This is a genomic window from Pseudomonas sp. H9 (assembly GCF_004353925.1).
Classification (GTDB): Bacteria; Pseudomonadota; Gammaproteobacteria; order Pseudomonadales; family Pseudomonadaceae; genus Aquipseudomonas.
Genome location: NZ_SMOK01000044.1, coordinates 88,017 through 114,650, shown reverse-complemented (window position 1 = coordinate 114,650; position 26,634 = coordinate 88,017). Strand labels below are relative to the sequence as shown.

General features: G+C 59.8%; 26 protein-coding genes. 16 read left to right on the top strand and 10 right to left on the bottom strand.

The window, feature by feature from the left end; genetic code table 11:
• Positions 1 to 348: 348 nt before the first annotated feature.
• Complete coding sequence (locus tag E1573_RS24820; protein WP_133217175.1) at positions 349 to 1,092, top strand: DUF599 domain-containing protein; 744 nt, start codon at positions 349 to 351, stop codon at positions 1,090 to 1,092.
• 73 nt (positions 1,093 to 1,165) lie between these two features.
• Here the strand turns inward: E1573_RS24820 and E1573_RS24815 are convergent, their stop codons facing one another.
• Positions 1,166 to 1,456 (bottom strand): hypothetical protein, encoded by a 291-nt coding sequence (locus tag E1573_RS24815; RefSeq protein ID WP_133217182.1) that lies wholly within the window; start codon positions 1,454 to 1,456, stop codon positions 1,166 to 1,168.
• A gap of 153 nt (positions 1,457 to 1,609) precedes the next feature.
• Between E1573_RS24815 and E1573_RS24810 the strand changes: the two genes are divergently transcribed.
• The 4 genes from E1573_RS24810 to E1573_RS24795 all read left to right on the top strand — a co-directional run bounded on the left by E1573_RS24810 (position 1,610) and on the right by E1573_RS24795 (position 5,336).
• Positions 1,610 to 2,086, top strand: coding sequence for a PaaI family thioesterase (locus E1573_RS24810; protein ID WP_133217173.1), 477 nt, complete (start codon positions 1,610 to 1,612; stop codon positions 2,084 to 2,086).
• Positions 2,083 to 2,544 carry a PaaI family thioesterase gene (locus tag E1573_RS24805; RefSeq protein WP_133217171.1) on the top strand — a complete coding sequence of 154 codons (462 nt, stop codon included), beginning with the start codon at positions 2,083 to 2,085 and terminating at the stop codon, positions 2,542 to 2,544. The genes E1573_RS24810 and E1573_RS24805 overlap by 4 nt, the downstream gene beginning before the upstream one ends.
• A 105-nt stretch (positions 2,545 to 2,649) precedes the next feature.
• Positions 2,650 to 4,554, top strand: a complete 1,905-nt coding sequence (gene htpG / locus E1573_RS24800; RefSeq protein ID WP_133217170.1) for a molecular chaperone HtpG — start codon at positions 2,650 to 2,652, stop codon at positions 4,552 to 4,554.
• Positions 4,555 to 4,610: 56 nt separating this feature from the next.
• Positions 4,611 to 5,336, top strand: a complete 726-nt coding sequence (locus E1573_RS24795; RefSeq protein WP_133217169.1) for a dienelactone hydrolase family protein — start codon at positions 4,611 to 4,613, stop codon at positions 5,334 to 5,336.
• A 72-nt stretch (positions 5,337 to 5,408) separates the two neighbouring features.
• Here E1573_RS24795 and E1573_RS24790 read toward each other — a convergent pair whose 3' ends face one another.
• Positions 5,409 to 6,269: a pirin family protein gene (locus E1573_RS24790; protein ID WP_133217168.1), complete on the bottom strand. Its 861-nt coding sequence runs from the start codon at positions 6,267 to 6,269 to the stop codon at positions 5,409 to 5,411.
• A gap of 115 nt (positions 6,270 to 6,384) precedes the next feature.
• On the opposite strand from E1573_RS24790, the gene E1573_RS24785 reads away from it, so the two are divergent.
• The 3 genes from E1573_RS24785 to E1573_RS24775 all read left to right on the top strand — a co-directional run bounded on the left by E1573_RS24785 (position 6,385) and on the right by E1573_RS24775 (position 9,684).
• Positions 6,385 to 7,392: an amidohydrolase family protein gene (locus E1573_RS24785; RefSeq protein WP_133217167.1), complete on the top strand. Its 1,008-nt coding sequence runs from the start codon at positions 6,385 to 6,387 to the stop codon at positions 7,390 to 7,392.
• An 82-nt stretch (positions 7,393 to 7,474) separates the two neighbouring features.
• Positions 7,475 to 7,939, top strand: coding sequence for a DUF3859 domain-containing protein (locus tag E1573_RS24780; RefSeq protein WP_133217165.1), 465 nt, complete (start codon positions 7,475 to 7,477; stop codon positions 7,937 to 7,939).
• Between the two features lie 119 nt (positions 7,940 to 8,058).
• Positions 8,059 to 9,684 carry a methyl-accepting chemotaxis protein gene (locus tag E1573_RS24775; protein WP_133217164.1) on the top strand — a complete coding sequence of 542 codons (1,626 nt, stop codon included), beginning with the start codon at positions 8,059 to 8,061 and terminating at the stop codon, positions 9,682 to 9,684.
• 134 nt (positions 9,685 to 9,818) lie between these two features.
• Here E1573_RS24775 and fabB read toward each other — a convergent pair whose 3' ends face one another.
• The 5 genes from fabB to E1573_RS24750 all read right to left on the bottom strand — a co-directional run bounded on the left by fabB (position 9,819) and on the right by E1573_RS24750 (position 16,706).
• The gene (gene fabB, locus E1573_RS24770; protein ID WP_133217163.1) at positions 9,819 to 11,039 is read right to left on the bottom strand and encodes a beta-ketoacyl-ACP synthase I; all 1,221 of its coding nucleotides are present in this window, start codon (positions 11,037 to 11,039) and stop codon (positions 9,819 to 9,821) included.
• Positions 11,040 to 11,050: 11 nt separating this feature from the next.
• Positions 11,051 to 11,566, bottom strand: a complete 516-nt coding sequence (fabA, locus tag E1573_RS24765; RefSeq protein WP_133217162.1) for a 3-hydroxyacyl-[acyl-carrier-protein] dehydratase FabA — start codon at positions 11,564 to 11,566, stop codon at positions 11,051 to 11,053.
• Between the two features lie 213 nt (positions 11,567 to 11,779).
• The gene (locus tag E1573_RS24760; RefSeq protein ID WP_133217161.1) at positions 11,780 to 13,705 is read right to left on the bottom strand and encodes an ATP-binding protein; all 1,926 of its coding nucleotides are present in this window, start codon (positions 13,703 to 13,705) and stop codon (positions 11,780 to 11,782) included.
• Positions 13,702 to 14,595 (bottom strand): ABC transporter substrate-binding protein, encoded by an 894-nt coding sequence (locus tag E1573_RS24755; protein WP_371925229.1) that lies wholly within the window; start codon positions 14,593 to 14,595, stop codon positions 13,702 to 13,704. The genes E1573_RS24760 and E1573_RS24755 overlap by 4 nt, the downstream gene beginning before the upstream one ends.
• Positions 14,595 to 16,706 (bottom strand): TonB-dependent siderophore receptor, encoded by a 2,112-nt coding sequence (locus tag E1573_RS24750; protein WP_256659614.1) that lies wholly within the window; start codon positions 16,704 to 16,706, stop codon positions 14,595 to 14,597. The genes E1573_RS24755 and E1573_RS24750 overlap by 1 nt, the downstream gene beginning before the upstream one ends.
• 171 nt (positions 16,707 to 16,877) lie before the next feature.
• Here E1573_RS24750 and E1573_RS24745 point away from each other — a divergent pair, with 171 nt between their 5' ends.
• The 8 genes from E1573_RS24745 to E1573_RS24710 all read left to right on the top strand — a co-directional run bounded on the left by E1573_RS24745 (position 16,878) and on the right by E1573_RS24710 (position 22,898).
• Entirely contained in the window at positions 16,878 to 17,903 is a 1,026-nt protein-coding gene (locus E1573_RS24745; protein ID WP_133217158.1) for an NAD(P)H-dependent glycerol-3-phosphate dehydrogenase, read from the top strand.
• Positions 17,904 to 17,918: 15 nt separating this feature from the next.
• The gene (locus tag E1573_RS24740) at positions 17,919 to 18,266 is read left to right on the top strand and encodes a DUF4389 domain-containing protein (protein WP_133217157.1); all 348 of its coding nucleotides are present in this window, start codon (positions 17,919 to 17,921) and stop codon (positions 18,264 to 18,266) included.
• Positions 18,263 to 18,715 (top strand): phosphohistidine phosphatase SixA, encoded by a 453-nt coding sequence (gene sixA / locus E1573_RS24735; protein ID WP_133217156.1) that lies wholly within the window; start codon positions 18,263 to 18,265, stop codon positions 18,713 to 18,715. The genes E1573_RS24740 and sixA overlap by 4 nt, the downstream gene beginning before the upstream one ends.
• 121 nt (positions 18,716 to 18,836) lie before the next feature.
• Complete coding sequence (locus E1573_RS24730) at positions 18,837 to 19,184, top strand: hypothetical protein (protein WP_133217155.1); 348 nt, start codon at positions 18,837 to 18,839, stop codon at positions 19,182 to 19,184.
• A 91-nt stretch (positions 19,185 to 19,275) separates the two neighbouring features.
• Positions 19,276 to 20,070, top strand: coding sequence for an alpha/beta fold hydrolase (locus tag E1573_RS24725; RefSeq protein WP_133217154.1), 795 nt, complete (start codon positions 19,276 to 19,278; stop codon positions 20,068 to 20,070).
• An 8-nt stretch (positions 20,071 to 20,078) separates the two neighbouring features.
• Positions 20,079 to 20,921, top strand: coding sequence for an alpha/beta fold hydrolase (locus E1573_RS24720; RefSeq protein WP_371925228.1), 843 nt, complete (start codon positions 20,079 to 20,081; stop codon positions 20,919 to 20,921).
• A 145-nt stretch (positions 20,922 to 21,066) separates the two neighbouring features.
• Positions 21,067 to 21,834, top strand: coding sequence for a DUF4892 domain-containing protein (locus E1573_RS24715; protein ID WP_371925230.1), 768 nt, complete (start codon positions 21,067 to 21,069; stop codon positions 21,832 to 21,834).
• Positions 21,835 to 21,845: 11 nt separating this feature from the next.
• Positions 21,846 to 22,898, top strand: coding sequence for an AI-2E family transporter (locus E1573_RS24710; RefSeq protein ID WP_133217151.1), 1,053 nt, complete (start codon positions 21,846 to 21,848; stop codon positions 22,896 to 22,898).
• 13 nt (positions 22,899 to 22,911) lie between these two features.
• On the opposite strand, the gene E1573_RS24705 is transcribed toward E1573_RS24710, so the two are convergent.
• The 3 genes from E1573_RS24705 to E1573_RS24695 all read right to left on the bottom strand — a co-directional run bounded on the left by E1573_RS24705 (position 22,912) and on the right by E1573_RS24695 (position 26,584).
• Positions 22,912 to 23,406 (bottom strand): Lrp/AsnC family transcriptional regulator, encoded by a 495-nt coding sequence (locus E1573_RS24705; RefSeq protein ID WP_133217150.1) that lies wholly within the window; start codon positions 23,404 to 23,406, stop codon positions 22,912 to 22,914.
• A 154-nt stretch (positions 23,407 to 23,560) separates the two neighbouring features.
• Entirely contained in the window at positions 23,561 to 24,619 is a 1,059-nt protein-coding gene (locus tag E1573_RS24700; RefSeq protein ID WP_133217149.1) for an ornithine cyclodeaminase, read from the bottom strand.
• A gap of 150 nt (positions 24,620 to 24,769) precedes the next feature.
• The gene (locus E1573_RS24695; protein ID WP_133217148.1) at positions 24,770 to 26,584 is read right to left on the bottom strand and encodes a sigma-54-dependent Fis family transcriptional regulator; all 1,815 of its coding nucleotides are present in this window, start codon (positions 26,582 to 26,584) and stop codon (positions 24,770 to 24,772) included.
• Positions 26,585 to 26,634 lie beyond the last annotated feature (50 nt).

Sequence of the window (26,634 nt, the reverse complement as noted above, 5' to 3'; positions counted from 1 at the left end):
GATGTTTATCCGTTCCGCCCTATCAGTGGGAGCGGGCTTGCCCCGCGATTGGGTTTTGCATGCTAAATCGCTTCGCGGGGCAAGCCCGCTCCTACCGAGATAAGCCCTCCAGGCGAATATGCCAAAAGCTTAAAGCAGTCGGACAAATAACCAGCTTCTTGGCGCCCGTATTGATGGGGCAGGTCCAACTCACCGCTCTCAAAAACAAAGCCAAAGCCAACTCTTCCCCGCTAATCCGTGGTGAACCTTTTTTGTTTCTTGACGCCAGACGTGTCTTTTTCTTTGGATAAGCGTCGAAAACCGGTCAATGCGCTTTAATGTGCATGCAATTCTTTACCAGGACTTCAGATGAGTTTCATTCAAAACAACCTGATTCACCTGCTGGCGGCCATCTGGTTTGTGGTCTGCTGGGGCGGCTATACCCGCTACGCCACCTGGAAGGGTCGAGACACGGCATGCCTGGCCAGTGTGCTGCACTTGTACCGTGAAGACTGGATGCGTCGCATGCTGATGCGTGATAACCGCATCGCGGATGCCAGTGTGATCGGCAACCTTGAGCGCAACGCCTCATTCTTTGCCTCCAGCACCCTGATTATTCTGGCCGGTATCCTGACTGTGCTCGGCGCATCTGATCGCGCCGTGTCACTACTGGCGGATCTGCCATTGGTTCAGCAGGCCACCCAGGGTATGTCGGAAATCAAGCTGCTGTGCCTGGCCACCGTGTTTGTCTATGCCTTTTTCACCTTCAGCTGGTGTATGCGCCAATACAACTTTGCTGCGGTGCTGGTGGGTTCGGCACCGATGGTGGGGGAGCGTCATGTCAGTGAGCTGGAGCGCAAGGCGTTTGCCCAGCGGGCTGCGCGCGTGATCTCGATGGCTGCCAACCAGTTCAACTTCGGCTTGCGCTCGTATTACTTCGGCATGGCCATGCTCAGTTGGTTTATCAGCCCCTGGTTGTTCATGCTGATGAGTGCAGGCGTTGTCCTGGTACTGTATCGCCGAGAGTTTCATTCCGATGTACTGGATGTAATGGTGTTTACCCCGACGGAGGCACCAATAGCGGAAACCAGCAAAGAGACCGCTATTAACTGAACCGGTAACGTCAAAGAATGCACGCATAAAAAAACCCGACAGTTGTCGGGTTTTTTCATTCCACTGTGCGTGCTTATTTAGCAGGCTCAGCAGGAGTGGCTTCTGCCGGGGCGGCAGGAGCAGCAGGAGCGGCTTCTTTGGCAGCTTCTTCAGCGGCTTTCTGTTGCGCTTCAGCACTGTCTTTGGCAGCTTCAGCGTTTTCTTTTGCAGCTTCGTTCACTTTATCCTGAGCTTCGTCCATCTTTTGCTGGGCGTTTTCGGTGTGTTGCGCAGCATCCTGAGCCTTGTCTTCGCTGGCTTTATCGCAAGCAGCGAGACCCAGGGCGGCGGCCAGCATTACGGCAAAAGCAAAAGGTTTACGCATGGGTGTTTCTCCTTGGGGATAAGTTACTTGTTCCTTTGAGCTCAAGTAACGGATAGAAGTTCCATGTACTTTACAGATATATAAGTACTGGATCTATATAGACTTTTTTCTAGGCTTGTGCATTGACATAATAACCACAGGGGCCTTAGTGATATGAACAAGACGCCATTGAAGGCCATGGCAGAGCGATTCCTGTCCGCGCTGCCTCATTGCCAAGTACTAAAGATGCGTGTGGAACATACCGATGCCCAGGGCATGACCCTGGTACTGCCTTATTCGCCAATGATCGTCGGCAATCCGTATACAGGCGCAATTCACGGTGGGGCATTGACCACGCTGATGGATACCACCTGCGGCATGGCCACGCTTTCGGCGTTGGCCGAGTTCGAGGTTTGCCCGACCCTGGACTTGCGTATTGACTACATGCACCCGGCCAAAGCCGGGCAAGACATCTATGGTCGTGCAGAGTGTTATCGGGTCACCCGGGATGTGATCTTCACCCGCGGCATGGCGTATCAGGACGACCCTGAGCAGCCGATCGCGCACGTGGTCGGTACCTTCATGCGCCTGGGCAAGGGAGTCAAGGGTGGGCTGAATTTTGGCAAGGCGTTGAAGGAGCGTGACCAATGATTTCGCCAGAAGTGCACCAGCAGCTACTTCGGGCTCATGCAGAAGGCAACTACCAGCCACTGTTGGCGTTGATCCCTTACGCCGGATTGATCGGCATCCAGTGCAGTCGTGACGGGGATGACCTGCTGTTCTGTTTACCCGCCAATCGCGACAACATCGGTAATCCATTGCTGCCGGCGATCCATGGCGGCGTGATCGCCGGGTTCATGGAGTTGTCGGCAGCCTTGTACCTGATGATATTCAGTGAAAGTGCAACGGTTCCTAAAATCATTGATTTCTCCATCGACTACCTGCGTGCTGGGCAATTTCGCGACACCTATGCCCGCTGCCAGTTGTGGCGTCAGGGCCGACGGGTGACCAACGTGGCCATCACCGCCTGGCAGGGCAATGAGGGAGAGGCCATCGCCACGGCGCGCGCACATTTCAAAATCGAAGAAATGAGTGTGCCCTTGAAATAGCCTCTCGCGCCCCCATTTGCATTGCATCCCGCCGTGAAAGCAGGCCAGGGCCGATGTGTCCGCCTGCCGAGCGACAACTGTCACCAGATTGGAGTGTTGAAGACCATGAGTGTGGAAACTCAAAAAGAAACCCTGGGCTTCCAGACCGAGGTAAAGCAGCTGCTGCACCTCATGATCCATTCCCTGTATTCGAACAAGGAAATTTTCCTGCGGGAGCTGATTTCCAATGCCTCCGACGCGGTCGACAAGCTGCGCTTCGAAGCACTGGCCAAGCCTGAGCTGCTCGAAGGCGGCGCTGAGTTGAAAATTCGCGTCAGCTTCGACAAGGACGCCAACACCGTCACCCTCGAAGACAACGGTATCGGCATGAACCGCGAGGACGTGATCACCCATCTGGGTACAATCGCCAAGTCTGGCACTGCCGATTTCATGAAAAACCTGACAGGCGACCAGAAAAAAGATTCGCACCTGATCGGTCAGTTCGGTGTGGGCTTCTACTCGGCATTCATCGTTGCCGACAAGGTTGACGTGTTCAGTCGTCGTGCCGGTGCGCCGATCAGCGAAGGCGTGCACTGGTCGTCCAAAGGCGAAGGTGACTTCGAAGTGGCCACCCTGGACAAGGCTGAGCGCGGTACCCGCATCGTTCTGCACCTGAAGAAGGGTGAAGAAGAGTTCGCCGATGGCTGGCGCCTGCGCAACATCATCAAGAAATACTCCGATCACATCGCCCTGCCAATCGAGCTGCCAAAACAGGTCGAAGCTGCTGAAGGCGAAGAAAAGCCTGTTGAAGAGTGGGAAACCGTCAACCGCGCCAGCGCTCTGTGGACCCGTCCGCGTACCGAGATCAAGGACGAGGAGTACCAGGAGTTCTACAAGCACATCGCCCACGATTTTGAGAACCCGCTGGCCTGGAGCCACAACAAGGTTGAAGGCAAGCTCGAATACAACTCGCTGCTCTACGTGCCGGCCCGTGCCCCGTTCGACCTGTACCAGCGTGAAGCGCCTCGTGGCCTGAAACTCTATGTGCAGCGTGTGTTCGTCATGGACCAGGCTGAGTCGTTCCTGCCGTTGTACCTGCGCTTCATCAAAGGTGTGGTCGACTCCAACGACCTGTCGCTGAACGTCTCGCGGGAAATTCTGCAGAAAGACCCGATCATCGATTCGATGAAGTCGGCACTGACCAAGCGCGTACTCGACATGCTTGAAAAGCTGGCGAAAAACGAGCCTGAGCAGTACAAGGGCTTCTGGAAGAACTTCGGTCAGGTGATGAAAGAAGGCCCGGCTGAAGATTTCGCCAACAAAGAGAAAATTGCCGGCTTGCTGCGTTTCGCCTCCACCAGCGATGACAGCGGTGAGCAGAGCGTGTCGCTGGCTGACTACCTGGCACGTGCCAAGGAAGGTCAGGACAAGATCTACTTCCTCACCGGCGAATCCTACGCGCAGGTCAAGAACAGCCCGCACCTGGAAGTCTTCCGCAAGAAAGGCATCGAAGTGCTGCTGCTGACCGACCGTATCGACGAGTGGCTGATGAGCTACCTGAGCGAATTCGACGGCAAGCAGTTCGTTGACGTCGCCCGCGGTGACCTTGACCTGGGCAAACTGGACTCCGAAGAGGACAAAAAAGCTCAGGAAGAAGTCGCCAAGGAAAAAGAAGGCCTGGTAGAGCGCTTGAAAGCCGCGCTGGGTGAAAGCGTCAGCGAAGTGCGTGTGTCGCATCGCCTGACCGACTCGCCTGCCATCCTGGCCATCGGTGAACAGGACCTGGGCCTGCAAATGCGCCAGATCCTCGAAGCCAGCGGGCAAAAGGTGCCGGACTCCAAGCCGATCTTCGAATTCAACCCGGCCCACCCATTGATCGAGAAACTGGATAACGAGCAGAGCGAAGACCGTTTCGCCGACTTCTCGCACATCCTGTTCGATCAGGCCGCGCTGGCGGCAGGTGACAGCCTGAAAGACCCGGCGGCTTACGTTCGTCGCCTGAACAAGCTGCTGGTCGAATTGTCGGCTTAAGTAGTTGCAGGAAAGCCCGCTTCGGCGGGCTTTTTTCATGGTGCAAGGAGAAGTGCATGAGCAAGGTAACCGTCGAATCGCTGGTCTATCATGTTGCCGGCAAAGCCTATGAGAGTCGTTTGTTCTATACCCAGGGTGCCAGGGAGCAGCCGGGTCTGTTGATGGCCCCGAACTGGATGGGGGTGGGTGAGGGCGCCGAGCGGATTGCCCGCGATGTTGCTGCTCAAGGTTATGTGGTGTTGCTGGCTGACATTTATGGGCAGACCCTGCGGCCCTCGAACATGGACGAAGCAGGCGCTGCGATGACCCCGCTCAAAGATGACCGGGTTGAGCTGCGCAAGCGCTTGAAGGCTGCCCTGGATCAGCTGCTGGGGCAGTCCCGTGCTGTGCTGGAGCCTGGAAAGCTGGCGACCTTCGGCTTCTGCTTTGGCGGTTGCTGTGCGTTGGAGCTGGCCCGTGAGGACAGTCGCCTACAGGCTGCCGTGTCGTTCCACGGTACCCTCGACACGCCATTGCCAGCGCAGGAAGGCAAGGTCAAGGCCTCGATGCTGGTGTTGCATGGTGCGGCTGATCCTTTTGTGCCTGCAGAGCAATTGCCTGCGTTCGCAGCCGAAATGGATGCAGCCAAGGTTGACTGGCAAGTGGTCAGCTATGGCGGTGCCGTGCACTCGTTTACCGATACTGCAGCGAATATCCCCGGCAAGATGAAGTACGACGCACGCACTTCCAAGCGGGCGTTCCGGGCGATGTTCAATTTGCTCGATGAAGTGTTCAAAGCTTAAAAGCATCGCGGGGCAAGCCCGCTCCCACAGTCTGTAAATCCAGGTGGGAGCGGGCTTGCCCCGCGATCATATTCAAGGCAACTCGATCCGTTCACTTTCTCCCGGAACGCTTGGCCAGTCGCCCGCCGCCCAGCGCGCCCGCGCCTGATCGATCAGCGTCGGATCACTGGCCACGAAGTTCCAGTTCATTCGCCGTGGTCCGTCCAGCGGCGCACCACCGAACAGCACCAATTGGCTCTCACTGTCTGCGTACAGGCTCATCTCCTCACCCGGAGGCAGCACTACCAGGCTGTGGGGTGCTACGGCTTCGTCATTCAGGCTGACTTCACCGCTCAGTACATACAACGCCCGCTCCTGATGCTCATCAGGAATGTTCAGGGTGGTGGCAGCCTGCATCTGCACCAGGGCATAGAGCGTCGGTGACAGCACCGGCACCGGCGACTGCAGGCAAAAGCCTTCGCCGGCAATCATGCGAATGTGTACGCCCAGATTGTCGCTGACTGGCAACGTTGCAGCAGGGTGGTGGCTGTAATGGCCGGGCCCCTGTTCTTTGTCTTTGGGTGAGGCCAGCCAGATCTGTAAACCATGCAGGCGTGAACCATTGGCCAGCAAGTCGGCCGGGGTGCGCTCGACATGGGCAATTGCGCTACCGGCGGTCATCCAACTGACATCGCCGGCCTTGACCCGTTGATCCGAGCCCAGGCTGTCTTTGTGCAGAAGCTCGCCCTCAAACAGATAGGTGAGGGTGGACAGGCCGATATGCGGGTGCTGGCGAATGTTCACGCCTTTGCCGGGGGCGTAATCGGTTTCCAGCATGTGATCGAAGAACACGAAGGGACCGACACTGCGGCACTGCGCAGACGGCAGGGGACGTAAAATCGGTTGGCCTTCAACAGATTCGGCACGGGGACGGATGACCAAAGGGGTGCTCACGGCGGGCTCCAGGCCAGGAAAGATGGCTTTGAGCATAACCTGTTACGGCCGACACCTGAACTGTGCGGCGGCCTGGCCGGTCTACTCTGTCTGAGTCATCAACAAGGAGCGTGTAATGTTTGCCAGGCAACTGGGCTGGATCGTACTGCTGGGGCTGACCCTGCAAACTGTGCAGGCACGCGACTACCGCTACAGTGATGCGCACCTGCACTACGTGGACTTCTTTCAGGAAACTGAAGGCATGCAGGCGCTGCTCAAGGCGATGGATAAGGCGCGCATCGATCAATCGATGATCTCCGGGGTGGCAGTGGCGAAAAAGTGGCATGAAGATGAGCCCAAGCGCCCGCGCTACTACGCCGGTGATGACGCCGATGCCTATTGGTACAGCGCCACCGATATCTACGTCGCCGCTGCATTGGCGAAACTCCCGCCTGAGCAGCGTGAACGTTTTCATCCGTTTCTGACCGGTTTCAATCCGGTAGACAAGAACGCCGTGGCGCATATCGAGCGCATGCTCGAACTGTATCCGGGGCTTTGGCAGGGTATTGGCGAAGTGTTTACCCGTCATGATGACCTGACGGCGCTCACCAGTGGCGACACACCGCGGGCCAACAACGAAGCCATGACCCGTATCTACCATTTGGCGGCGGAGAAGGATCTACCCGTCCTGATCCACTCCAACCTCACTTCCAAGCGCGAGCGCAATCCGCTGTACCTGGCCGAAATCGAGGAACCGCTGCGCAATCACCCGCACACGCGATTTATCTGGGCGCATGCTGGCACCAGCATGGAAATCCACCGGCACCAGACGCACATGGACTTCCTCTTGCCAACGCTGACGCGCCTGCTTGAAAGCTACCCCAATCTGTATGTAGACCTGTCGTGGAGCGTGCTTCAGCCGTACTTGCTGGATGAGCAGAGCAAGCCTAGAGACGAGTGGGTTGCATTGGTCAAACGCTTCCCGGAGCGCTTTATGCTGGGGTCTGATGTGGTAGGCCGGTTTGACAGCCTGGGCGAGCAGTTGCACGGTTTCGATCCTTTCCTTGATGCTTTGCCCGCTGATGTGGCGCAGAAAGTTGCGCAGGACAACTTCCTGGCGGTGTTGCCGAAAAAACACCCGTGAAGCATGAGTCAGCACTCCAGTTGTCATCAGCTTGTCATGCCAACGTCATAGCCTGCCGCCATCAATCCTGATGGAGCGCGTCATGTTTTTCAGTCGTTGCAGTGCGGTGTGCGGTCTGTTACTGGTCAGTGGCCTGGCCAGTGCCGAGGTGCGGGTAGAAGGGCCGGTTGAGTACGGCTTGTTCGAAACCCGCCACCAGAACTTTCAACCCGGCGAGCGGGTGCTGACCCAGAGCAACCAGACGATCCAGCACACCGACCAGATCCCGGCGCGTCTGGGCAGCAAGTTTGGCATGCGCTATCGCCTGGAAGGCAAGGTGGCGGACGACACACCGTTGACCTTGTTGTACCTCACGCCAGGGGTGCGCACGCCGGACGGAAAACGTCATGACAAGTTTGAAGTTGTACAGAAACTAGTCCCTGGCGCCGCCCAAGACGTCATGGCCTACGAGTTCACCGAAAACCACGAAGTGGTGCCGGGGCAGTGGCATTTCATGGTCTTCCAGGGCGATCGCCTGCTCGCCGAGCAGCGCTTTACCGTGCGTTGAGCGTGAACACGCCTGCGCTCGCGATGAGCAGGCATTTTGATATCATCTTTTCGTCTAAGGCAAATTTTCCAGAGGCCGATATCGTCTAGAGCAACGACGCTTTTGGAAGGAGCCGGAAGATGAGCTTAAGACGTATGAATATCGCCCCTCGGGCGGCGTTAGGGTTTGGTTTGGTGGCGTTGTTGGTGTTTGCACTGGGCGGTTTTGCGCTGATGCAGATGAACAGCATGCGCCAGCAGGCCGAGCAGGTAGACAGCAACTGGTTGCCCAGCGTCATCGCTGTCGGGCAAATGACCCAGGATACCTTGCGCATTCGTGCGCTTACCCTGCGCCTGCTGATCAATCGTGATCCGCAGGCGCTGCAACAGAACAAGGCACGCATTGCCGACCTCAGGGCTGGCCTGGGTAAGGCACAGCAGCAGTACCAGGCGCTGATCGTGCTGCCCGAAGAGCAGACCTTGTTCGACCGCTTCTTGCAGCTTGAGCGGCAGTACCTGGCCTTGCAGGCTCAGGTGATGGAGCGGTCTGAACAAGGGCAGGTCGACGCCGCAGTTACGTTGGTCAATGGCGAGATGAACCAGTTGGCCGACCAACTGACCTCCACGCTCAATGAGTTGATTGCGCTCAACAACCAGCACGCCAATATCGCTACTGACCAGGCTGCGGCGGTGTACAGCAACGCTCGGGTTTGGGTGATCGCGCTGTTGCTCGGCGCGCTGGTGGTCACCGTGATCCTGGCGCTGACGCTGACCCGCAGCATCGTCCAGCCGCTGGCGCAGTCGTTACAGGTAGCCGAGGTGGTGGCTACCGGTGATCTCACGCCTCAGATTGCCGTTCATGGTTCGGATGAGCCGGCGCGGCTGTTGGCGGCGCTCAAGCAGATGCAGCAGAGCCTGCGCGACACCATCGGGCGAATTTCCGACTCGTCCAGTCAGTTGGCTTCGGCATCCGAAGAGCTCAGCGCGGTAACAGAAGACGCGACGCGCGGCCTGATGCAGCAGAGTCAGGAAATCGAGCAGGCGGCCACGGCGGTCAACCAGATGACCACAGCCGTGGAAGAGGTGGCGAGTAATGCGGTGGCCACTTCTGAAGCTTCCCGCGAGTCGGACCGGATTGCTCGTCAGGGGCGTGAGCAGGTGCGCTTGACCGTCGCCTCGATCGAATCCCTGGCGGCCGGGGTGACCTCCAACGCTGAGGAGGTCGGACAGTTGGCGCAGCAGGTACACGGCATTACCAAAGTGCTGGACGTGATCGGCGCCATCGCCGAGCAAACCAATCTCTTGGCCCTTAACGCCGCTATCGAAGCTGCGCGTGCAGGCGATGCCGGGCGTGGCTTTGCTGTTGTGGCTGATGAGGTGCGGGCCCTGGCGCATCGCACGCAGCAGTCGACCCGAGAAATCGAGCAGATGATCAGTGGCATCCAACAGGGCACTGATCGGGCTGTGGAAGGAATGCAGCAGAGTAACGAGCGTGCGCGTGTCACCCTGGACGGGGCGCATGCCGCGGGTGCGGCGCTGGAAGAAATCGCTGCAGCGATCAGCTTGATCAATGAGCGTAACCTGGTGATTGCAAGCGCTTCCGAGCAACAGGCGCAAGTGGCGCGGGAGGTGGATCGAAACCTGACCAACATCCGCGACCTGGCGCTGCAAACCTCAGCGGGTGCCAACCAGACCAACGCCGCCAGCCATACCTTGTCGCAGTTGGCCATCGAGCTGAATGGCCTGGTAGGGCGGTTTTCGGTGTAACCCTGTAGGAGCGGGCTTGCCCCGCGATTGCGATGCAGCTGACACACCGCAATCGCGGGGCAAGCCCGCTCCCACAAGGCAGAAACAAAAACGCCCCGACGAGTCGGGGCGTTTGAGCATCAGGGGGTTAGCCCTTATTTGCCTTCCCAGCGCTTGAGCACCAGGGTAGCGTTGGTGCCACCGAAGCCGAAGCTGTTGCTCATCACGGTGTCGATCTTGGCGTTTTCCTGGGTTTTGGTCAGGATTGGCAGATCGGCTACTTCAGGGTCCAGCTCGTCGATGTTGGCGGAACCGGCAATGAAGTTGCCTTCCATCATCAGCAGGCAGTAGATCGCTTCGTGAACGCCGGCAGCGCCCAGGGAGTGACCGGACAGGCTCTTGGTCGAGCTGATGGCCGGAGCCTTGCCGCCAAACACCGCGCGAACGCCCTTGATTTCGGCGACGTCACCGACCGGGGTCGAAGTGCCGTGGGTGTTCAGGTAGTCGATAGGTGCGTCGACAGTGGACATGGCCATCTGCATGCAGCGGATGGCGCCTTCACCGCTCGGCGCAACCATGTCGTAGCCGTCGGAGGTAGCGCCGTAGCCAACGATTTCGGCGTAGATTTTTGCGCCACGGGCCAGCGCGTGCTCCAGCTCTTCAACCACGACCATACCGCCACCGCCAGCAATGACGAAGCCGTCACGGTCAGCATCGTAGGCGCGGGAGGCTTTTTCCGGGGTGTCGTTACGCTTGCTGGACAGTGCGCCCATTGCGTCGAACAGGAACGACTGGCTCCAGTGCTCTTCTTCACCGCCACCGGCGAAAACGATGTCTTGTTTGCCCATCTGGATCTGTTCCATCGCGGTACCGATGCAGTGAGCACTGGTGGCACACGCCGAGGCGATGGAGTAGTTCAGACCCTTGATCTTGAACGGAGTGGCCAGGCACGCCGACACGGTGCTGCTCATGGTGCGGGTGACACGATACGGGCCAACACGCTTGACGCCTTTTTCACGCAGGATGTCCAGCGCTTCCATCTGGTTCAGGGTCGACGCGCCGCCGCTGCCGGCGATCAGGCCGGTACGCGGGTTGGACACCTGTTCTTCGGTCAGGCCCGAATCCTTGATCGCGTCGGCCATGGCCAGGTAGGCGTAGGCAGCGGCGTGACCCACAAAACGGAAAACCTTACGGTCGATCAGTTCTTCAAGGTTGAGGTCAATGGAGCCGGAAACCTGGCTACGCAGACCCATTTCGGCATATTCCGGATTGAAACGGATGCCAGGGCGGCTTGCACGCAGGTTGGCGGAGACGGTCTCTTTGTCATTGCCCAGGCACGAAACAATGCCCAGACCAGTGATAACGACGCGGCGCATGCGGATAACCCTTAGAAGTTGTCAGTGGAGGTGAATACGCCGACCCGAAGGCCTTCGGCGGTGTAGATCTCGCGACCGTCGACACTGACCGAGCCATCGGCGATGGCCATGTTCAGCTTGCCCTTCAGGACGCGCTTGATGTGAATGTTGTACGTGACTTTCTTGGCCTCTGGCAGAACCTGGCCAAAGAATTTGACCTCGCCGGAGCCCAGGGCGCGACCGCGACCTGGCAAGCCCTGCCAGCCGAGGAAGAAGCCAACCAGCTGCCACATGGCGTCAAGGCCCAGGCAGCCCGGCATGACCGGATCACCTTCGAAGTGGCAGGCGAAGAACCACAGGTCCGGAGTGATATCCAGCTCGGCGACCAATTCACCTTTGCCGTACTTGCCACCCTCTTCGCTGATATGGGTGATGCGATCCACCATCAGCATGTTCGGGGCGGGCAGTTGCGCGTTACCTGGGCCGAACAGCTCACCGCGACTGCAGCGCAGCAGGTCTTCCCGAGTAAAGGCGTTTTGTTTGGTCATGCGAGCTCCTCAATAATCCCCGTGTGGCAGGGGGGGCAAATCTTCCCGACCGACCCAAAACGCTTGTGCTTGGGGCGGCAGCCTACACATAGACTATTGCGTTGTAGTGAAAGTCACAGCGCACGGGTCAAAGAAGTACACTTGTGCACTGAAATTTTATTTTCAGGCCTTTTGATGAGCCTGTCCAGTTCATAAGACTGCCGTAATTTCACATTAATCGCCAGTCGCAGCTGACTGACCGGGCAGCCAACGCTGCAGAATTTGCTGCAGGTCAGTGCGTTTGAACGGCTTGGCCAGGTAATCGTTCATCCCCGCATTCAGGCAGCGCTCACGGTCGCCCTGCAGGGCATTGGCAGTCAAGGCGATGATCGGCATGGCCGCGGCCTGCGGCAGCTGGCGAATGCGTCGGGTTGCTTCGTAGCCGTCAATAATGGGTAAGCGGCAGTCCATCAAAGTGGCGGCAAAACGCTGGCGCGACACGTGCGATACCGCCTGGGCACCGTCGGCGGCAATGTGCACCTCAAAACCTAAGCTGCGCAACATGGCAGCAATCACTGTCTGATTGACCGGATTGTCCTCCACCAACAGGATGCGCCGACCCTGACCGTCGTCCTCGCGTGCGTGGTGCTGGTTGGTCAGGCCTGGCGTCTGGCGGGCCGACAGCGCCAGCGGCATTTCCAAGGTAAAAGTTGAACCCTGGCCTTCACGGCTTTCACCGCGCAAGGTACCGCCCATACGTTCTGCCAGTGTGCGGGCAATCGACAGGCCCAGGCCGGTGCCACCATACCGCCGGGAAATCGAACTGTCGGCCTGCTGGAAGGCGACGAACATGGTCTCCAGGCGCTCGTTGTCGATGCCGATGCCGGTGTCATGCACGGCGCAGGCAAACCAGATCAGCTGGCGGTCGAGCACTTGCCAGCGTGGCTCGATGCGCACGCTGCCCTGTTCGGTGAATTTCAACGCATTACCCACCAGGTTGAGCAGGATCTGGCGGATGCGGGTCGGGTCGCCAATCACCTGAAGCTGGCCGATGCCCGGCGGTAAGTGCAGGGTCAGGCTCAAGCCGCGCTGCGCGGCCAGGTGCTGGAAGGACTGTACGCTGCTACCGATCAGCTCGCCCAGGTTGAAGTCGATGTGCTCAAGCTCAAGGTTGGTACGCTCGATGCGCGAGAAGTCGAGAATATCGTTGATGACCTTGAGCAAATGCCCTGTCGATTCGCTGGCCACCGCCGTGTATTCGGCCTGCTCATCGCTCAGTGCTGTGGTTTCCAGCAACTGCAGCATGCCCAGCACACCGTTCATGGGCGTGCGCAGCTCATGGCTCATCATCGCCAGGAAGTCGGACTTGGCCCTGTTTGCCTGTTCGGCCTCTTCACGGGCCTGGATCAACTGCGACATGGCCTGCTGCTGTTCGCGGCTGGCTTGCGCCAAGGCACAGGCCAGGTTGTTGATGTGGCGGGCCAGATGGCCAAGCTCGCTGTCATCGACTACCGGCAACGGGGCGTTGAAGTCACCTTGCTGGATGGCCTTGACCGCATGGCCCATGTCACTGATCGGCTTGGCCAGGCTGCGAGCCAGGCGACGGGCCAGCAAAAAGGTGAACAGCAGGGCGAACAAGGCAAGAATGGCGGCCTTGATGAGGATCTCCTGCTGGCGTTCGCTGAACGCGTCATTGGACATGCCAACGATGACCCTGCCCAGGTAGTCGTCGCCGACGTTCTTCAGCGGTTGCCGGCCGTTGTGCAGGAAGTCGTTGTCCAGGCGGATCTGTTGCAGGCGAATGGGCGCCTGGAACACTTCAACTTGTTGGGTGCGGTTGTCGTGCTCATCCGGTTGCTCGACATACACCAGAATATGGTTGCTGCTGTCCTGCACTTCGAGAAAGCGTACGTGGGGGATGCTCAAGGTCGCGCGCATCAGGCTTTCGAGCACTTCGTCGTTGCCGGCAATGACGCCGTACTCCGACGCCGGTGCCAACTGATTGGCAATCAATTGGCCGGTGTGGTTGAGCTCCTGACGCAGATCCTGGATGCGCACGAAGGTAAAGAAGCTGATCAGCAGCAGCGTCAGCAACAGGGCAGGCCCCAGGCTGATGATTTGCGTACGGGTATGGATGTCCCAGCTCAGGCGACGCCTCATGGTCTGCGTTCTCCTTCGGCCAACGCCAGGGCGGCGCCTTCGGGGTCGATGGTCTCGATGCCCAGGGCACGGGCAACCTGCTGGTTGCCGATGACACTGAAACGGTCGGGGTACAGCGTGCGCGGCCAGCGGGCAGGCGCTTGATCAAGCAGGCGGTCGAGGATCGCCAGCCAGTCGTCCTGGTTGCTCAAGGTGCTGGCCAGCGCGCCTGCGCGGACGAATCCGGCGTTGGGGCCGATCAGCGCCATTTGCCGGCCGTAGCTGCTTAGCAGCAGGTTTTTCGCGGTCTTGGAGTTGTATAGCTGTGGGTCATCGATGCCCAGCAACACATCGCTTTGTTGCAACAGGTCATGTAGCGGGCGGCTGTCGCGCAGGTCAGGCCAGGCCTGGGCGATGATTTCAAGGCCCATGGGTTTCGCCGCGCGGCGCAGTTCGTCGATCAAAAACAGGCTGTGCTCGGCATAGAGCACGCCGACGCGCCGGGCCTCAGGCAACAGGTAGCGGGTCAAACGCAACTGGCGATCCAGGGGCGGGTCGCTCCATAGCAGGCTCAGGTAGGCTGGGCGCAATCGCCCCAGACGCTGTTCGGCTTGTACCCGGCTGACGCGCAACGCCAGTGCTGGAGGGCCGGGCGCTTCGCTCAAGCGCCATTCAAGGCCGGCACCATCGAGCAAAATCAGGCGAGTGGCCGGGTTCAGCCGGGAGGGGCGAGCCAGCTCATTGACCGGCACGAAGTGCACAGTGTCGGCGGGGCGACGCTCACGCAGGGCCTGGACAAAATGCTCCACGCCGGGGCTGTCCTGGCTGCCGGTGAGCAGGATTTCACTGGCCGACAGCAGGCCTGACGACCACAGGCAGGCCAGTAACAGCCAGCACCGTAGAATGCGCATCAGAACGCCAGCTCCGCACTGAAATACATGACATGACGGCTGTCGTAGCGGTTGTTGGCGTAGGTGGTGGGTTCATCATCCAGGCGCTGTTGCACTACGCCCGCCAGCTCAAGCTGCGTACGGTCCCATTGCAAGCGTTTGGCCACGCGTAAATCGAGGCGCTCGAAGCGGTATTGATTCAGTTCATCGTCACCGTAGTAGAAGAGGGCGCTGGACCAGCCTTGCCCCCAATCGCGCAACCAGCCTGCTGATCCGCTGTTGTGCGCGCTCAGGCGGCGGTCAGCGGGGTTACTGGCCCAGGCATCGACATGGGCGTAGGTCAGGCGAAAGCGATCGGCAGGGCTCAGGTGCCAATCCATTTGCCCCTCAGTGCCACTGAAACGAGCCTTGTTGCTGTTACTGGCAATGTATTGGTTGTTGCGCAGTGGCTCGCTGATCATGCCGGTAATTTCGTCGTAGAACAGTTTTATATCAACACTGAGGTCGGCATCCGCGAAGTAACCGTTGTAGCCCAGTTCCCGCGAACGCATCCGCTCCTGCTCCAGGTCGCCCGGCCCGCGGGTTTTAACGAAATACTGGGCACTGTTCTGGCCGAATGCGCCAGGGGTCAGGTTGTTGACCCGATAGCTCCAGTTGACGTTGTTCTCGAACATGTCCGGTGAACGCACGGCTTCAGAATACACCGCACGCAAACCGTGACGCGGGGTGATCAGGTAGTTCACGGCCAGGCGTGGGGTGAGCGAGCTGCCAGATAGCCGTGCATCTTCGTACATGGCCCCGCCCTGGAGTACCCAGTGCTGGTCGGCGCGCCACTCCAGGTGGCCGAACAGGCGCCAGGTGCTGTCGTCCAGGCTGCCATTGAAATAGGTCTGGGAGTCAGCCCGGTCGTAGCGATAGTTGGCACCACTGACCAGGCGCAGGTTGTCGGACAGGCTCAGGGTATCCTGCAACTCCAGGTCGTAGCGGGTTTCGCGGGTACTCTGGTCGATGTCACCGCAGACCTGTGTGGAGCCGCCATTGCGCCACTGTTGCTGCACCAGGCTGCCAAGGGCCCGCTCTTGAGCACTGCCTGCGGGCAACGGTGCGCGAATATTACGCGCCACGCGCTCGGCGTAGTTCGGGTTGAGCTGCCACAGGCGTGTGAGTTCCGGGCTGAACGAAATCGCGGCATCACAGGCACGCCAGACTTGCTGACGATCCCAGTGCTGGGCGGAACCCTGCAGGTACAAGCTGTGCTCTGGGTTGAAATCAATGTTCCAGCGCACGGAACCTGCATAGTCCTTGGCGTTGACATCGGAGTTGTCACCACTGGCGGTGACGCCGTAGAACACCGGCTGATAGGTGTAGGGGCGCTGGTTGCTGCCCTCTTTGGCGGCAAATTGCCAATCCAGACTCTGGTTGCTGGCCAGCACGTGGCTTATCGCCAGGTTCAGGCGGTTGAGGCGGCGACTGTCGCGGTAGTCCTGGCCATTGAGGGTTTCATCGAAGCCGTCGTCCTGCATGCCTGACAACGACAGGCGCAGATCGCCACCGTCCCAGCCGCTGCCCTGGCTGGCGTACCAGTCATTGATGCCGCGTTGGCCACGGGTGACTTTCAGGCGCGTACCCAGGCTGTCAGCCGGTTTGCGGGTGAGGATGTTGACCACCGCCATCAAGGCATTGGCGCCATAGCTGACGGTATTGGGCCCGCGGAACACTTCGATACGCTCGATATCCTCCATTGCCAGGGGGATGTCGCTCCAGTCCACGGTGGCCAGGCCTGCACGGTAGACCGAGCGCCCATCGATCAGCACCTGCATGCGCCGGGCATCGTTAACGTTGCTGCCGTGGTAGTTGACCGTGGGCTGATTGTTGGCGCCGTAGCCGATCATCATCCCCGGTACCAGGCGCAGTAACTCGGGAATGTCCCGGGCACCGCTGGCTTGGATCAGCGCGCTGTCGAGCACGGTCATGCTGCCAGGTACAGCGGCAGGTGACTGTTTGAGCCGGGTGGCGGTGAGCACCTGGGGCAGGGACTGGCTGTCGACAAACAGATCGTCGGCCATTGAAGGCCCGCCCAACAAGGCGGTCAATAACAGAACGGGGCGCGTAGCAGGAGGGCCAAATGACACGGTGCGGCCTTGGTATCGGGTTCAAACCGGCCATGTTAACCGAGTAGCCAGCTTTTTTCAGTGCCGGGCAAATCACTGGCAACGCCATTTCACACATCTGGCGCTGGCTCTGGCACGGGCGCTCCGTATAATGCGGAGGTCGCCACTTTAATTGGTTTTAACGGATCGAATATGACTGAACAGCAGCCTGTTGCAGTTCTGGGAGGCGGGAGTTTCGGCACCGCCGTGGCGAACCTGCTGGCGGAAAACGGCATCGGCGTTCGCCAATGGATGCGCGATCCCGAGCAGGCCGAGGCCATGCGCAACAACCGGGAAAACCCACGTTACCTCAAAGGGGTGAAGATTCACCCAGGCGTTGATCCGGTCAATGACCTGCTGGCGACCTTGAATGACTGTGAACTGATCTTCGTCGCCTTGCCTTCAAGCGCGTTGCGCAGTGTGTTGGCCCCGCATGCACAACTGCTGCGCGGCAAGATGCTGGTCAGCCTGACCAAAGGCATCGAGGCACAAAGCTTCAAGTTGATGAGCCAGATCCTTGAAGAAATCGCACCCCAAGCACGCATCGGTGTGCTGTCTGGGCCGAACCTGGCGCGGGAAGTGGCTGAGCATGCATTAACTGCTACCGTGGTTGCCAGCGAAGACGAAGCGCTGTGCCAGCGCGTGCAGGCTGTGCTGCACGGGCGCACGTTCCGTGTTTATGCCAGCAGCGACCGGTTTGGCGTTGAGCTGGGCGGGGCGCTGAAGAACGTCTACGCGATCATTGCCGGTATGGCGGTGGCCCTGGGCATGGGCGAAAACACCAAGAGCATGCTGATTACCCGGGCCCTGGCCGAGATGACCCGTTTTGCCGTCAGCCAGGGCGCCAACCCGATGACCTTCCTGGGCCTGGCCGGCGTCGGCGATTTGATCGTTACCTGCTCTTCGCCCAAGAGCCGCAACTATCAGGTTGGGCACGCCTTGGGGCAAGGTTTGAGCCTGGAAGAGGCGGTCAATCGCCTGGGTGAGGTGGCCGAGGGCGTCAACACGCTCAAGGTGCTGAAGGTCAAAGCCCAGGAAGTTCAGGTATACATGCCGCTGGTAGCAGGCTTGCACGCCATTTTGTTCGAAGGGCGCACCTTGAACCAGGTGATTGAACTGCTGATGCGCGCCGAACCGAAAACCGATGTCGACTTTATCTCTACCAGCGGTTTCAACTGAGTACAGGAGCAAGACATGAACGAATCCCCGAATCAGGCCCAGCGCGAGTCGATCATTCTGCGCGTGTTATGGATGCTGGTGTTCCTTGTGGTCTGGCAACTGGCCGAGCTGTTGCTCGGTGGTCTGGTGCTGGTGCAACTGATCTACCGCCTGATCTACGGTGCACCCAGCGGTAGCCTGATGAACTTCGGTGACAGCCTCAGCCAGTACCTGGCACAGATCGGCCGCTTCGGCAGTTTTCACAGCGACAACAAGCCTTGGCCGTTTGCCGACTGGCCGACACCTCGCGCCCCGGAAGGCGAGCAGGCTCACAGCGTACCGCCAGCAGCGCATCCGGTACGTGATGAGGAGCCCAAGCTGTGAAGCTCTGGGTGTTGCGCCATGGCGAGGCCGAACCACGGGCCAACACCGACGCGGAGCGCCGGTTGACCGCCCATGGTCGTGAGCAGGTCCTGCGCAGTGCTGCGGTGTTGCTTGGCGAGCCGCTGCAGGCGATCCTCGCCAGCCCCTATGTACGTGCCCAGCAAACCGCAGGGTTGGTTCATCAAGCGCTGGGTTTTGCCGAGCCCGTGCAGACTATGCCCTGGCTGACCCCAGACAGCGACCCGCAGGCCGTTATCGACGAGCTGGACAAACTGGGCCTGGAACAAGTGCTGTTAGTCAGCCATCAGCCGCTGGTAAGCACGTTGGTGGGGATGCTGGAGAGCGGTCATCGGCAAGGGCCGGGGATGTCCACGGCGAGCCTGGCCGAGCTGGAAGGCGACTGGCCGTTGGCCGGTTTGATGACCTTGCGCAGTCTTTCTCATCCATGAACAGGCGGCCCCGTCAGGCCGGGGCCGCTGATCGAACTGATAAAAATAGCAGTTGTCGAGCCATAGACGGCTTGTTAGCGTTCGCCAAAATTGTGGGCAAGGTGGCCCAAGGGAACGCGCAATGAGCAGGAAGTACCCGCAATTGGTGGTATCGGCAGACCTGAAGCCGACACTGGATAAAGTGCAAAAGGATCAGGTGCTCGATTTCGCGGAATATCATTTGCTGCGTGACAGTACCGACGCCAAGTTCAACTACCTGTTGCGCAAGTTCGAAGGCCAATACGAATTAGGCCAGTTGCGCCAGGCCAGCATCCGCATGGCGCATCTGCTACAGAGCAGTTGCCTGGCCTTGCGTGATCTGGATCTGGACCCTGAAGACAAGCGCCGCGCCCGTGAGGCGCTGGAGCAGCAGTTGGCCTACATCCAGGCGTGTCTGCGCCGTTCCATTGCCAGTTTCGGCGAGTATTGACCTGATTGCCCTTGGTGATGGCTTTTCCGAACATTGCCGGTTGTGACTTGCTTGCCGACAATGAGCCATCAAGTTCCTTCGGGTAAGCACCATGTCGCAGCAAATCTTTTTCGCCCATGCCAACGGTTTTCCTTCGGGAACCTACGGCAAGCTGTTTGCCGCGCTTGAACCGGACTACCAGGTATTTCACCTGCCGCAACATGCCCATGACCCGCGCTTCCCGGTGGATGCCAACTGGCAGCTACTGGTGGATGAGCTGATTCATCATTTGCAACAACAACCGGGCCCGGTGTGGGGTGTGGGGCATTCGCTGGGTGGCGTCTTGCACCTGCACGCGGCATTGCGCTGCCCTGAATATTATCGGGGTGTGGTCATGCTCGACTCACCCGTGCTTACCCGGGTGGACCAATGGCTGCTGCAGGCTGCCAAGCGGCTGGGCTTCATCGATCGTATTACTCCGGCCGGGCGCACCCTGGGGCGTCGCGAGGCGTTTACTGACCGCGACAGTGCCCGTACCTATTTTTCCAGCAAGTCGCTGTTCCGCCATTTTGACCCGGAGTGCCTGGAGGCGTATTTGGAGCATGGCTTACAGGCCAGTGAAGAGGGCCTGCGCCTACGCTTTGACCCCGCGACTGAAATCAGCATCTACCGCAATATTCCGCACACTCGTCCTGCTCCGCCCAAGCGCCTGGACCTGCCGCTGGCGATGGTGAGGGGCAGTTCCAGCCGGATTGTCAGACGCCACCACGCCATGGCCGTGCGCAGCATGCCTCAGGGTGAATATCACAGCCTGCCAGGCGGTCACATGTTCCCCCTGGAGCGGCCCACCGACACGGCGAGCCTGATCAAGGGCTTGTTTGACCGTTGGCAGCAGGTGGCGAAGTGAGTACAGACATGCAAGAAGTTCGTCTGAACCTGGGGCATATTGAGTTGGCCGCGCTGCTGAGCGGCCCGGACGATGGCATGCCGGTGATTGCCTTACACGGCTGGCTGGACAATGCCAACAGCTTTGCCCAGTTGACGCCCAAATTGTCCGGATTGCGTATCCTGGCCCTGGACCTGGCCGGTCATGGTCATTCAGATCACCGTCCCGCTGGCGTCGGCTATACCTTGCCGGATTACGTCCATGATGTGCTGCGAGTGGCCGAGCACATGGGCTGGAAGCGTTTTGCCCTGCTGGGTCACTCGTTGGGGGCGATCATCTCTGTCATGCTGGCCGGCGCGTTGCCGGAACGCATAACCCGCTTGGCGCTGATTGATGGCGTGATTCCCCACACGGGTGAGCCACAAGATACCGCCGAGCGCATGGGCATGGCATTGCAGGCTCAACTGGAGCTGGAGAAAAAACGCAAGGCTGTTCATCCTGCACTGGAGCAAGCAGTCAAGGCGCGCATGCGGGGCGTTGTCGCGGTCAGCAGCGAGGCCGCCGAATTGCTGGCCCAGCGTGGCTTGATGCCGGTGGCAGGTGGTTACACCTGGCGCAGCGACAGCCGCTTGACGTTGCCGTCGCCCACTCGCCTGAGCCAGGTGCAGGCGATGAGTTTCGTTCGACGTATTGCCTGCCCGGCTAAACTGGTGGTCGCTGCCGACGGCATGTTGGCCCGCCACAGCGAACTGCTGGAGCAACTACCCTTCAGTCACGAGCTGTTGCCGGGTGGTCACCACTTGCATGTGAATGATGAGCATGGCGCAACCCTTGTTGCAGACTGTTTCAATCGCTTCTTTAGCACTTCTTGACTTGCGGCGGTCAACTGTCGAGGCTTGGCGGGTTGAACAGGGAGACAACCATGAACAAGCAAGACATCGCTACATCCACACAACCCTCTGGCCGCCTGTACAGCGTGGCGGGCCTATGAAGCTTTCGTATTGCCTGCGGGCTGCAATGGCTGGGTTGGGTATGCTCGTCAGCCTGCCATCGCTTGGCGACGGGCTGCCGGTGCCGGTTGACGCCAAAGTCGTCGATGAGCGCCCGTCGCAGCTTCAGGAGCGCATTTACCCGTTGGGTGGCTTACGCAAAATCAGTAACCAGCTCCGGGTGGAAGGCAAAATCGAAAGCCGTGGCCAGGTCAGTTCGGTGACCTACGAACTGCCGCCCGAACGCTCGGCCAATGAAGCCTTCACCACAGCACGTGAAGCCCTGCAGCACGACGGTGGTTACCCATTGTTCTGGTGCCAGGCGCGTGATTGCGGGGAAAACAGCCTGTGGGCCAATGAAGTATTCAAGAACCGCTTGTTGTCGGGTTCGGATGACCAGCAAGCGTTCATTCTGGTGCGCCGCTCTGCCGAGCAGAGCAACACCCTGGTTGCGTTGTACGGCATTACCCGTGGCAACAAGCGTGCTTACCTGCATGTTGAGGAGTTTGTCGCTGACGCCCCGCTGGGCGAGCTGTTGCCCACCCCGGCCACGGTGTTGCGTGAGCTGCGTGACACCGGCAAGCTCGACTACCCTGATCTGGTAGGCGAACCGTTACCCGCCTGGGTCACCTTGCTGGGACGCAGCCTGAACCTTGACAGCACCTTGCGTGTGAGCCTGAGTGGTGCTCAGGCTGAAGCCTGGCGCGAACAGTTGGGCAAGGCTGGGGTGCGCATGGCACGCCTTGAAGTCGGCACAGCCGAAACCGACGGTTTCCACGTCGAACTGATTCGTTGAGCGAGCGCTGCATGCCTAATAATGACCGCCTGCTGGTACAGATAATCCTGCTGGCCCTGCTCGGTGCCGGCCTTTGGGTGATGGCGCCGTTCATGTCGGCGCTACTCTGGGGGGCGATCCTGGCGTATGCCAGTTGGCCGTTGATGCGTTTGTTGACTCGCCTGTTCGGGGGGCGTGAAACCCTGGCGGCCGGCCTGTTGACTACGTTATGGATACTGCTGGTGGCCTTACCGCTGGTGTGGTTGGGGTTCAACCTCGCCGATCACATTCGTGATGCCACTGCGTTTGTACGCGACGTCCAGGTCGATGGCCTGCCGGATGCGCCAGACTGGCTGCAGGGCGTGCCGCTGGTGGGTGAGCGTCTGGTGCGCATGTGGAACACCCTCGATCAACAAGGCGCAGCCCTGCTGACCACCATCAAGCCCTACTTGGGGCAGGTCGGTAACTGGCTGTTGGCGCGCAGCGCACAGATCGGCAGTGGCATGCTTGAGCTGACCCTGAGCCTGGTGTTCGTGTTCTTTTTCTACCGCGACGGCCCGCGCTTGTCGGCGTTTGTCCTGCGCTTGCTGGACCGGCTGATCGGTGATCGCGCCGAATACTACCTGGGGTTGGTGGCAGGCACTGTGCAACGGGTGGTCAATGGTGTGATCGGCACGGCTGCCGCCCAGGCCATCCTGGCGCTGATCGGCTTTTTGATTGCAGGCGTGCCGGGGGCGTTGGTGCTGAGCCTTGTCACCTTCATGCTCAGCCTGATTCCCATGGGCCCGCCGCTGGCTTGGGTGCCTGCCACGGCCTGGTTGGCCTGGCAGGGCGAGTACGGCATGGCGGTGTTTCTCGGGCTCTGGGGTACGTTCATCATCAGTGGCGTCGACAACGTGCTCAAGCCTTACCTGATCAGCCGCGGTGGCAACTTGCCGCTGGTCATCGTGCTGCTGGGGGTATTTGGTGGCCTGCTGGCCTTTGGCTTTATTGGCCTGTTCATCGGCCCAACGCTGTTGGCGGTGGCTTACGCCCTGTTGCTGGACTGGTCGCGCAGCGAGCCAATAGTGCCGTCGCGCCCCTGACGCACAAGGTTGCTCAGCGCTGTGGGGCGGTGTTTTTCACCACCGCCAGCTCTGGGTGCGCCACCAGCTTGTCGATGTGCAGCTCGTCGTTGTTCATCCAGGTTTCGGTCAGCACCCGGTAGTGCTCCATGTCGCGGCAGCGCATGCGTAGGCTGTAGTCGAAATGGCCGCTGATCAATTGGCAGTCGAATACCTGTGGGCAGGCCTGCATGCAGGCTTCGAAGGCTTTTTGCGCGGCGCGCCCACTTTGGTTGGATAAAGCCACCAGCACCAGCAGCGACAATCCAGGTGAGACTTTCTGTTCATCGATGATTGCGCTGTAACCGCGAATCACCCCACGCCGTTCCAGTTTGCGCACGCGCTCCAGGCAGGGGCGCGGGGTGAGGTGCACCAGCGACGAGAGTTTCTCATAGGTGATGCGCCCGTCATGGCGCAACACGTCGATGATCGCTTCGTCGATCCGGTCCAGTGGCGCAGCGCCATGCGGGTTGTTGACCTTGGTATCCATACAGGCTCGGCTTCACTTCAATCAATGGGTGACCCGCAACATGGTACGACCTTCCATGGTCAGCGTCTGTAGGGGCGGGCTTGACCCGCGAGGCGATGTGGCTGAAGGGCCGCTATCGCGGGGCAAGCCCGTTCCTACCTGCGGCCTCACCGTTCTAGAAGCCAGCGCTAACCCTTTCCCGGGGCACTTCGATCAGCGGTTGCTTCAGCAGGGCGAACAGGTCTTTGGGGTTGGCCAGTTCTGGCACCAGGGCGATGTCATGGCCAATGTTCAGGGCCTTGGCGGTGTCGAGCACGTAGCGCAGGGCCGCGTAGTCTTCCAGGGCAAAGCCGACTGAGTCGAACAACGTCACTTGTTCGTCGCTCTCACGGCCCGGAGCCTGGCCGCTGACCACTTGCCAGAATTCAGTGGTCGGTGAGTCGGCAGGCATCTGCTGTATTTCACCTTCAACACGGCTTTGCGGTTCGTACTCAACAATGACCCGCGCGCGCTCGACGATGTCACGGTGCAGCTCGGTTTTGCCTGGGCAGTCGCCGCCCACGGCATTGAGGTGCATGCCAGGTTCGATCATTTCCGGGGTGAGGATGGTGGCAAAGGCTTTGTCGGCGGTAACGGTGGTAACAATGTCGGCACCGCGCACTGCTTCGGCCACAGAACCGGCGATGCTCACCTTCAATTGTGGAAAGGTGCGCAGGTTAGCCACCAGCTTGGCGCTGGCCTTGGGGTCGAGGTCGTACAGGCTGATTTCTTCGATGCCCAGCAGGGCATGAAAGGCAATGGCCTGGAATTCACTTTGCGAGCCGTTACCGATCAGTGCCATGCGGCGGCTGTTCGGGCGAGCCAGGTAACGTGCTGCCAATGCCGAAGTGGCGGCGGTACGAATGGCCGTGGTCAGGGTCATTTCGCTGAGCAGCACCGGCGCGCCGGTGTCAACGTCGCCCAGGGCGCCGAATGCCATCACGGTCAGCATCCCGCGCTGGGTGTTTTTCGGGTGGCCGTTCACGTACTTGAAGGCATATAGCTGGGTGTCGGACACCGGCATCAGTTCGATCACGCCGTCGGGTGAGTGATTGGCCAGGCGTGGGCATTTTTCAAAGTCGTGCCAGCGCAGGTAGTCCTCGCGGATGTACTCGGCCATTTCGCTGATGCAGGTGCTCAGGCCCTTGCGGGCAACCAAGCGGCTCAGGTCAGTCACATCGATATAGCGGGTCATGATGAACTCCTTTGTTATAGGCACCACAGCACGGATTCAGGGGCAGTGTGCCTATTGTCGATGCTTCCGGGCGCCGATCTCGGCTGAAGCGGGGCGAAGGCTCAGCCGGTTCAGCTGAAATAGGCGGTTGTACAGCGGAATCGGCTGTAATCAGCTGCGCTCAGGCGTGATACTGGCGTCGGCCAGATTCTGTGCCTGCAAGCGTTTGTAGAGGGTGGTGCGGCTGATGCCCAAGTCACGGGCGAGGGCAGAGACGTTGCCTTTGAGCGCTTGCAGGCGCAGGCTCAGGTTGTACTCATCAGGCGCTGTCACGGGCGCTGTCTCGACCTGGTCGGTTGTCGGCAGCTCGTTGAAGAAACTGTCGGGCAGGTGTTCCAGGGCAACAGGTTGCTGGCCAGCCAAGGCCAGGGCCACTTGCAGGGTGCTGGTCAGCTGGCGCATGTTTCCTGGCCAGGGATGCTGCAGTAAGTGTTGCAACACCGTGCTGCTCAAGGTTGCTGGCGCCTGTGCGTCGCGATACTGCGCATGGACCTGCTCGATCAAAGCGAGGCGATCGCTGCGCTCGCGCAACGGCGGTAAGGTCAGGCTAAGCCCGGCCAGGCGATAGTACAAGTCCTGACGAAAGCGCCCCTGGCGCACACATTCGAGCAGGTTCTGGTGGGTGGCAGAAACGACACGGATATCGACCGCCACCGGCTCACCACTGCCCAGCGGCTGGATACTGCGCGTCTGCAAGAATCGCAGCAGGCGGGCTTGCGTCGGCAGCGGCATGTCACCGATTTCATCGAGGAACACGATGCCATGTTCAGCCTTGCGGATCAGACCCGGATTGCCCTTGTGGTGGGCGCCGGTAAACGCGCCTTTCTCGTAACCGAACAGTTCCGACTCGACCAACTCTGCCGGAATCGCTGCGCAGTTCAACGCAATCAGTGGCTGGTCACGCCGACTGCTGGCGGCGTGCAGGGCATTGACGAACACCTCTTTGCCCACCCCGGTTTCACCCTGGATCAACAGTGGAATGTCTTTTTCCAGCAGCAGTCCGGCCTGGTGCAGGGCTTTGCGGATACGCGGGTCGGTATCGGTGGCAGGGCGGTTGCTCGTCGTTGGCGGCGGGCAGTGCAGTGGCTCATGCATCTGGCAGTGAAAGCGATTGCGTCCGGCGACTTGAACGGCAAAGGGTTGACCGGCCGCATGCCCCATCAGCACTGCAAGTGGCGTTTGGAACAGTTGTTCAAGGTTGTGCTGCAACGCAGGTTGCCCCAGCAGGCTGTCGGCCCGGCGATTGGCGGCAACAATCTGGCCGCGGTCATCAAACAGCAGCAGGCCAGCCCACTGGCTGTCGAGGTTGTTCGAGCCGGTGTTGAAGCTCAGTTGCCGGTACTGCCCGGCATAGCGTGCGATGATCAGGCGGTTCTCCAGGCTCTGGCTCATCATGCGCACCATGCCCAGGGTTTGCGAGGCGGGCAGGTAGCTGTCGCTGGACACATCGAGCACGCCAATCAACTGCCGTTGGGCATCGAACAACGGCGCGGCGGCGCTGGCCATGAAGCGGTTGTGCTTGAGGAAGTGTTCATCCTGGCTGACATGCACTGCCTCGGCACAAGCCAGCGCGGTACCAATGGCGTTGGTGCCAACCCCTTGTTCAAGCCAGCGTGCCCCGGCGACGAATCCGTGTTGTTGGCGTGGGTCGATGAAACGTCGCGTACCCCAGGTTTCCAGGACATGGCCCTGGGCATCGCTGAGCATGATCAGGTAGCTGGAGTTGCCCAGAAGGTGATTGAACTGCGGAATGACCTCGTCGCGCGTGGTGCGCAGTAGTGTCTGCTGGCGTTCCAGCAGTTCTGCGAGGTTGGCGCCGGACAACCCGGCAAAGTCGGGCAGCGACAGATGCTCCAGGCCGTAGTCGCGACAGCGCGTCCATGAAGCCTGGATCAGTTGGGCATGGGACGCACTGGAGACGGCCATAGGCCTTTCCTCTGCCGGTGGCAGTGTTGTTGTTTTTGTGTGATCCAGTG

Coding starts and splice junctions, on each gene's coding strand:
- E1573_RS24815 (WP_133217182.1), bottom strand. CDS start 1,456: ATGCGTAAACCTTTTGCTTTTGCCGTAATGCTGGCCGCCGCCCTGGGT.
- E1573_RS24715 (WP_371925230.1), top strand. CDS start 21,067: ATGGCTGGGTTGGGTATGCTCGTCAGCCTGCCATCGCTTGGCGACGGG.
- E1573_RS24775 (WP_133217164.1), top strand. CDS start 8,059: ATGAGCTTAAGACGTATGAATATCGCCCCTCGGGCGGCGTTAGGGTTT.
- E1573_RS24785 (WP_133217167.1), top strand. CDS start 6,385: ATGTTTGCCAGGCAACTGGGCTGGATCGTACTGCTGGGGCTGACCCTG.
- E1573_RS24760 (WP_133217161.1), bottom strand. CDS start 13,705: ATGAGGCGTCGCCTGAGCTGGGACATCCATACCCGTACGCAAATCATC.
- E1573_RS24740 (WP_133217157.1), top strand. CDS start 17,919: ATGAACGAATCCCCGAATCAGGCCCAGCGCGAGTCGATCATTCTGCGC.
- fabB (WP_133217163.1), bottom strand. CDS start 11,039: ATGCGCCGCGTCGTTATCACTGGTCTGGGCATTGTTTCGTGCCTGGGC.
- E1573_RS24810 (WP_133217173.1), top strand. CDS start 1,610: ATGAACAAGACGCCATTGAAGGCCATGGCAGAGCGATTCCTGTCCGCG.
- E1573_RS24700 (WP_133217149.1), bottom strand. CDS start 24,619: ATGACCCGCTATATCGATGTGACTGACCTGAGCCGCTTGGTTGCCCGC.
- E1573_RS24730 (WP_133217155.1), top strand. CDS start 18,837: ATGAGCAGGAAGTACCCGCAATTGGTGGTATCGGCAGACCTGAAGCCG.
- htpG (WP_133217170.1), top strand. CDS start 2,650: ATGAGTGTGGAAACTCAAAAAGAAACCCTGGGCTTCCAGACCGAGGTA.
- E1573_RS24745 (WP_133217158.1), top strand. CDS start 16,878: ATGACTGAACAGCAGCCTGTTGCAGTTCTGGGAGGCGGGAGTTTCGGC.
- fabA (WP_133217162.1), bottom strand. CDS start 11,566: ATGACCAAACAAAACGCCTTTACTCGGGAAGACCTGCTGCGCTGCAGT.
- E1573_RS24805 (WP_133217171.1), top strand. CDS start 2,083: ATGATTTCGCCAGAAGTGCACCAGCAGCTACTTCGGGCTCATGCAGAA.
- E1573_RS24795 (WP_133217169.1), top strand. CDS start 4,611: ATGAGCAAGGTAACCGTCGAATCGCTGGTCTATCATGTTGCCGGCAAA.
- E1573_RS24705 (WP_133217150.1), bottom strand. CDS start 23,406: ATGGATACCAAGGTCAACAACCCGCATGGCGCTGCGCCACTGGACCGG.
- E1573_RS24755 (WP_371925229.1), bottom strand. CDS start 14,595: ATGCGCATTCTACGGTGCTGGCTGTTACTGGCCTGCCTGTGGTCGTCA.
- E1573_RS24720 (WP_371925228.1), top strand. CDS start 20,079: ATGCAAGAAGTTCGTCTGAACCTGGGGCATATTGAGTTGGCCGCGCTG.
- E1573_RS24710 (WP_133217151.1), top strand. CDS start 21,846: ATGCCTAATAATGACCGCCTGCTGGTACAGATAATCCTGCTGGCCCTG.
- E1573_RS24695 (WP_133217148.1), bottom strand. CDS start 26,584: ATGGCCGTCTCCAGTGCGTCCCATGCCCAACTGATCCAGGCTTCATGG.
- E1573_RS24820 (WP_133217175.1), top strand. CDS start 349: ATGAGTTTCATTCAAAACAACCTGATTCACCTGCTGGCGGCCATCTGG.
- E1573_RS24780 (WP_133217165.1), top strand. CDS start 7,475: ATGTTTTTCAGTCGTTGCAGTGCGGTGTGCGGTCTGTTACTGGTCAGT.
- E1573_RS24725 (WP_133217154.1), top strand. CDS start 19,276: ATGTCGCAGCAAATCTTTTTCGCCCATGCCAACGGTTTTCCTTCGGGA.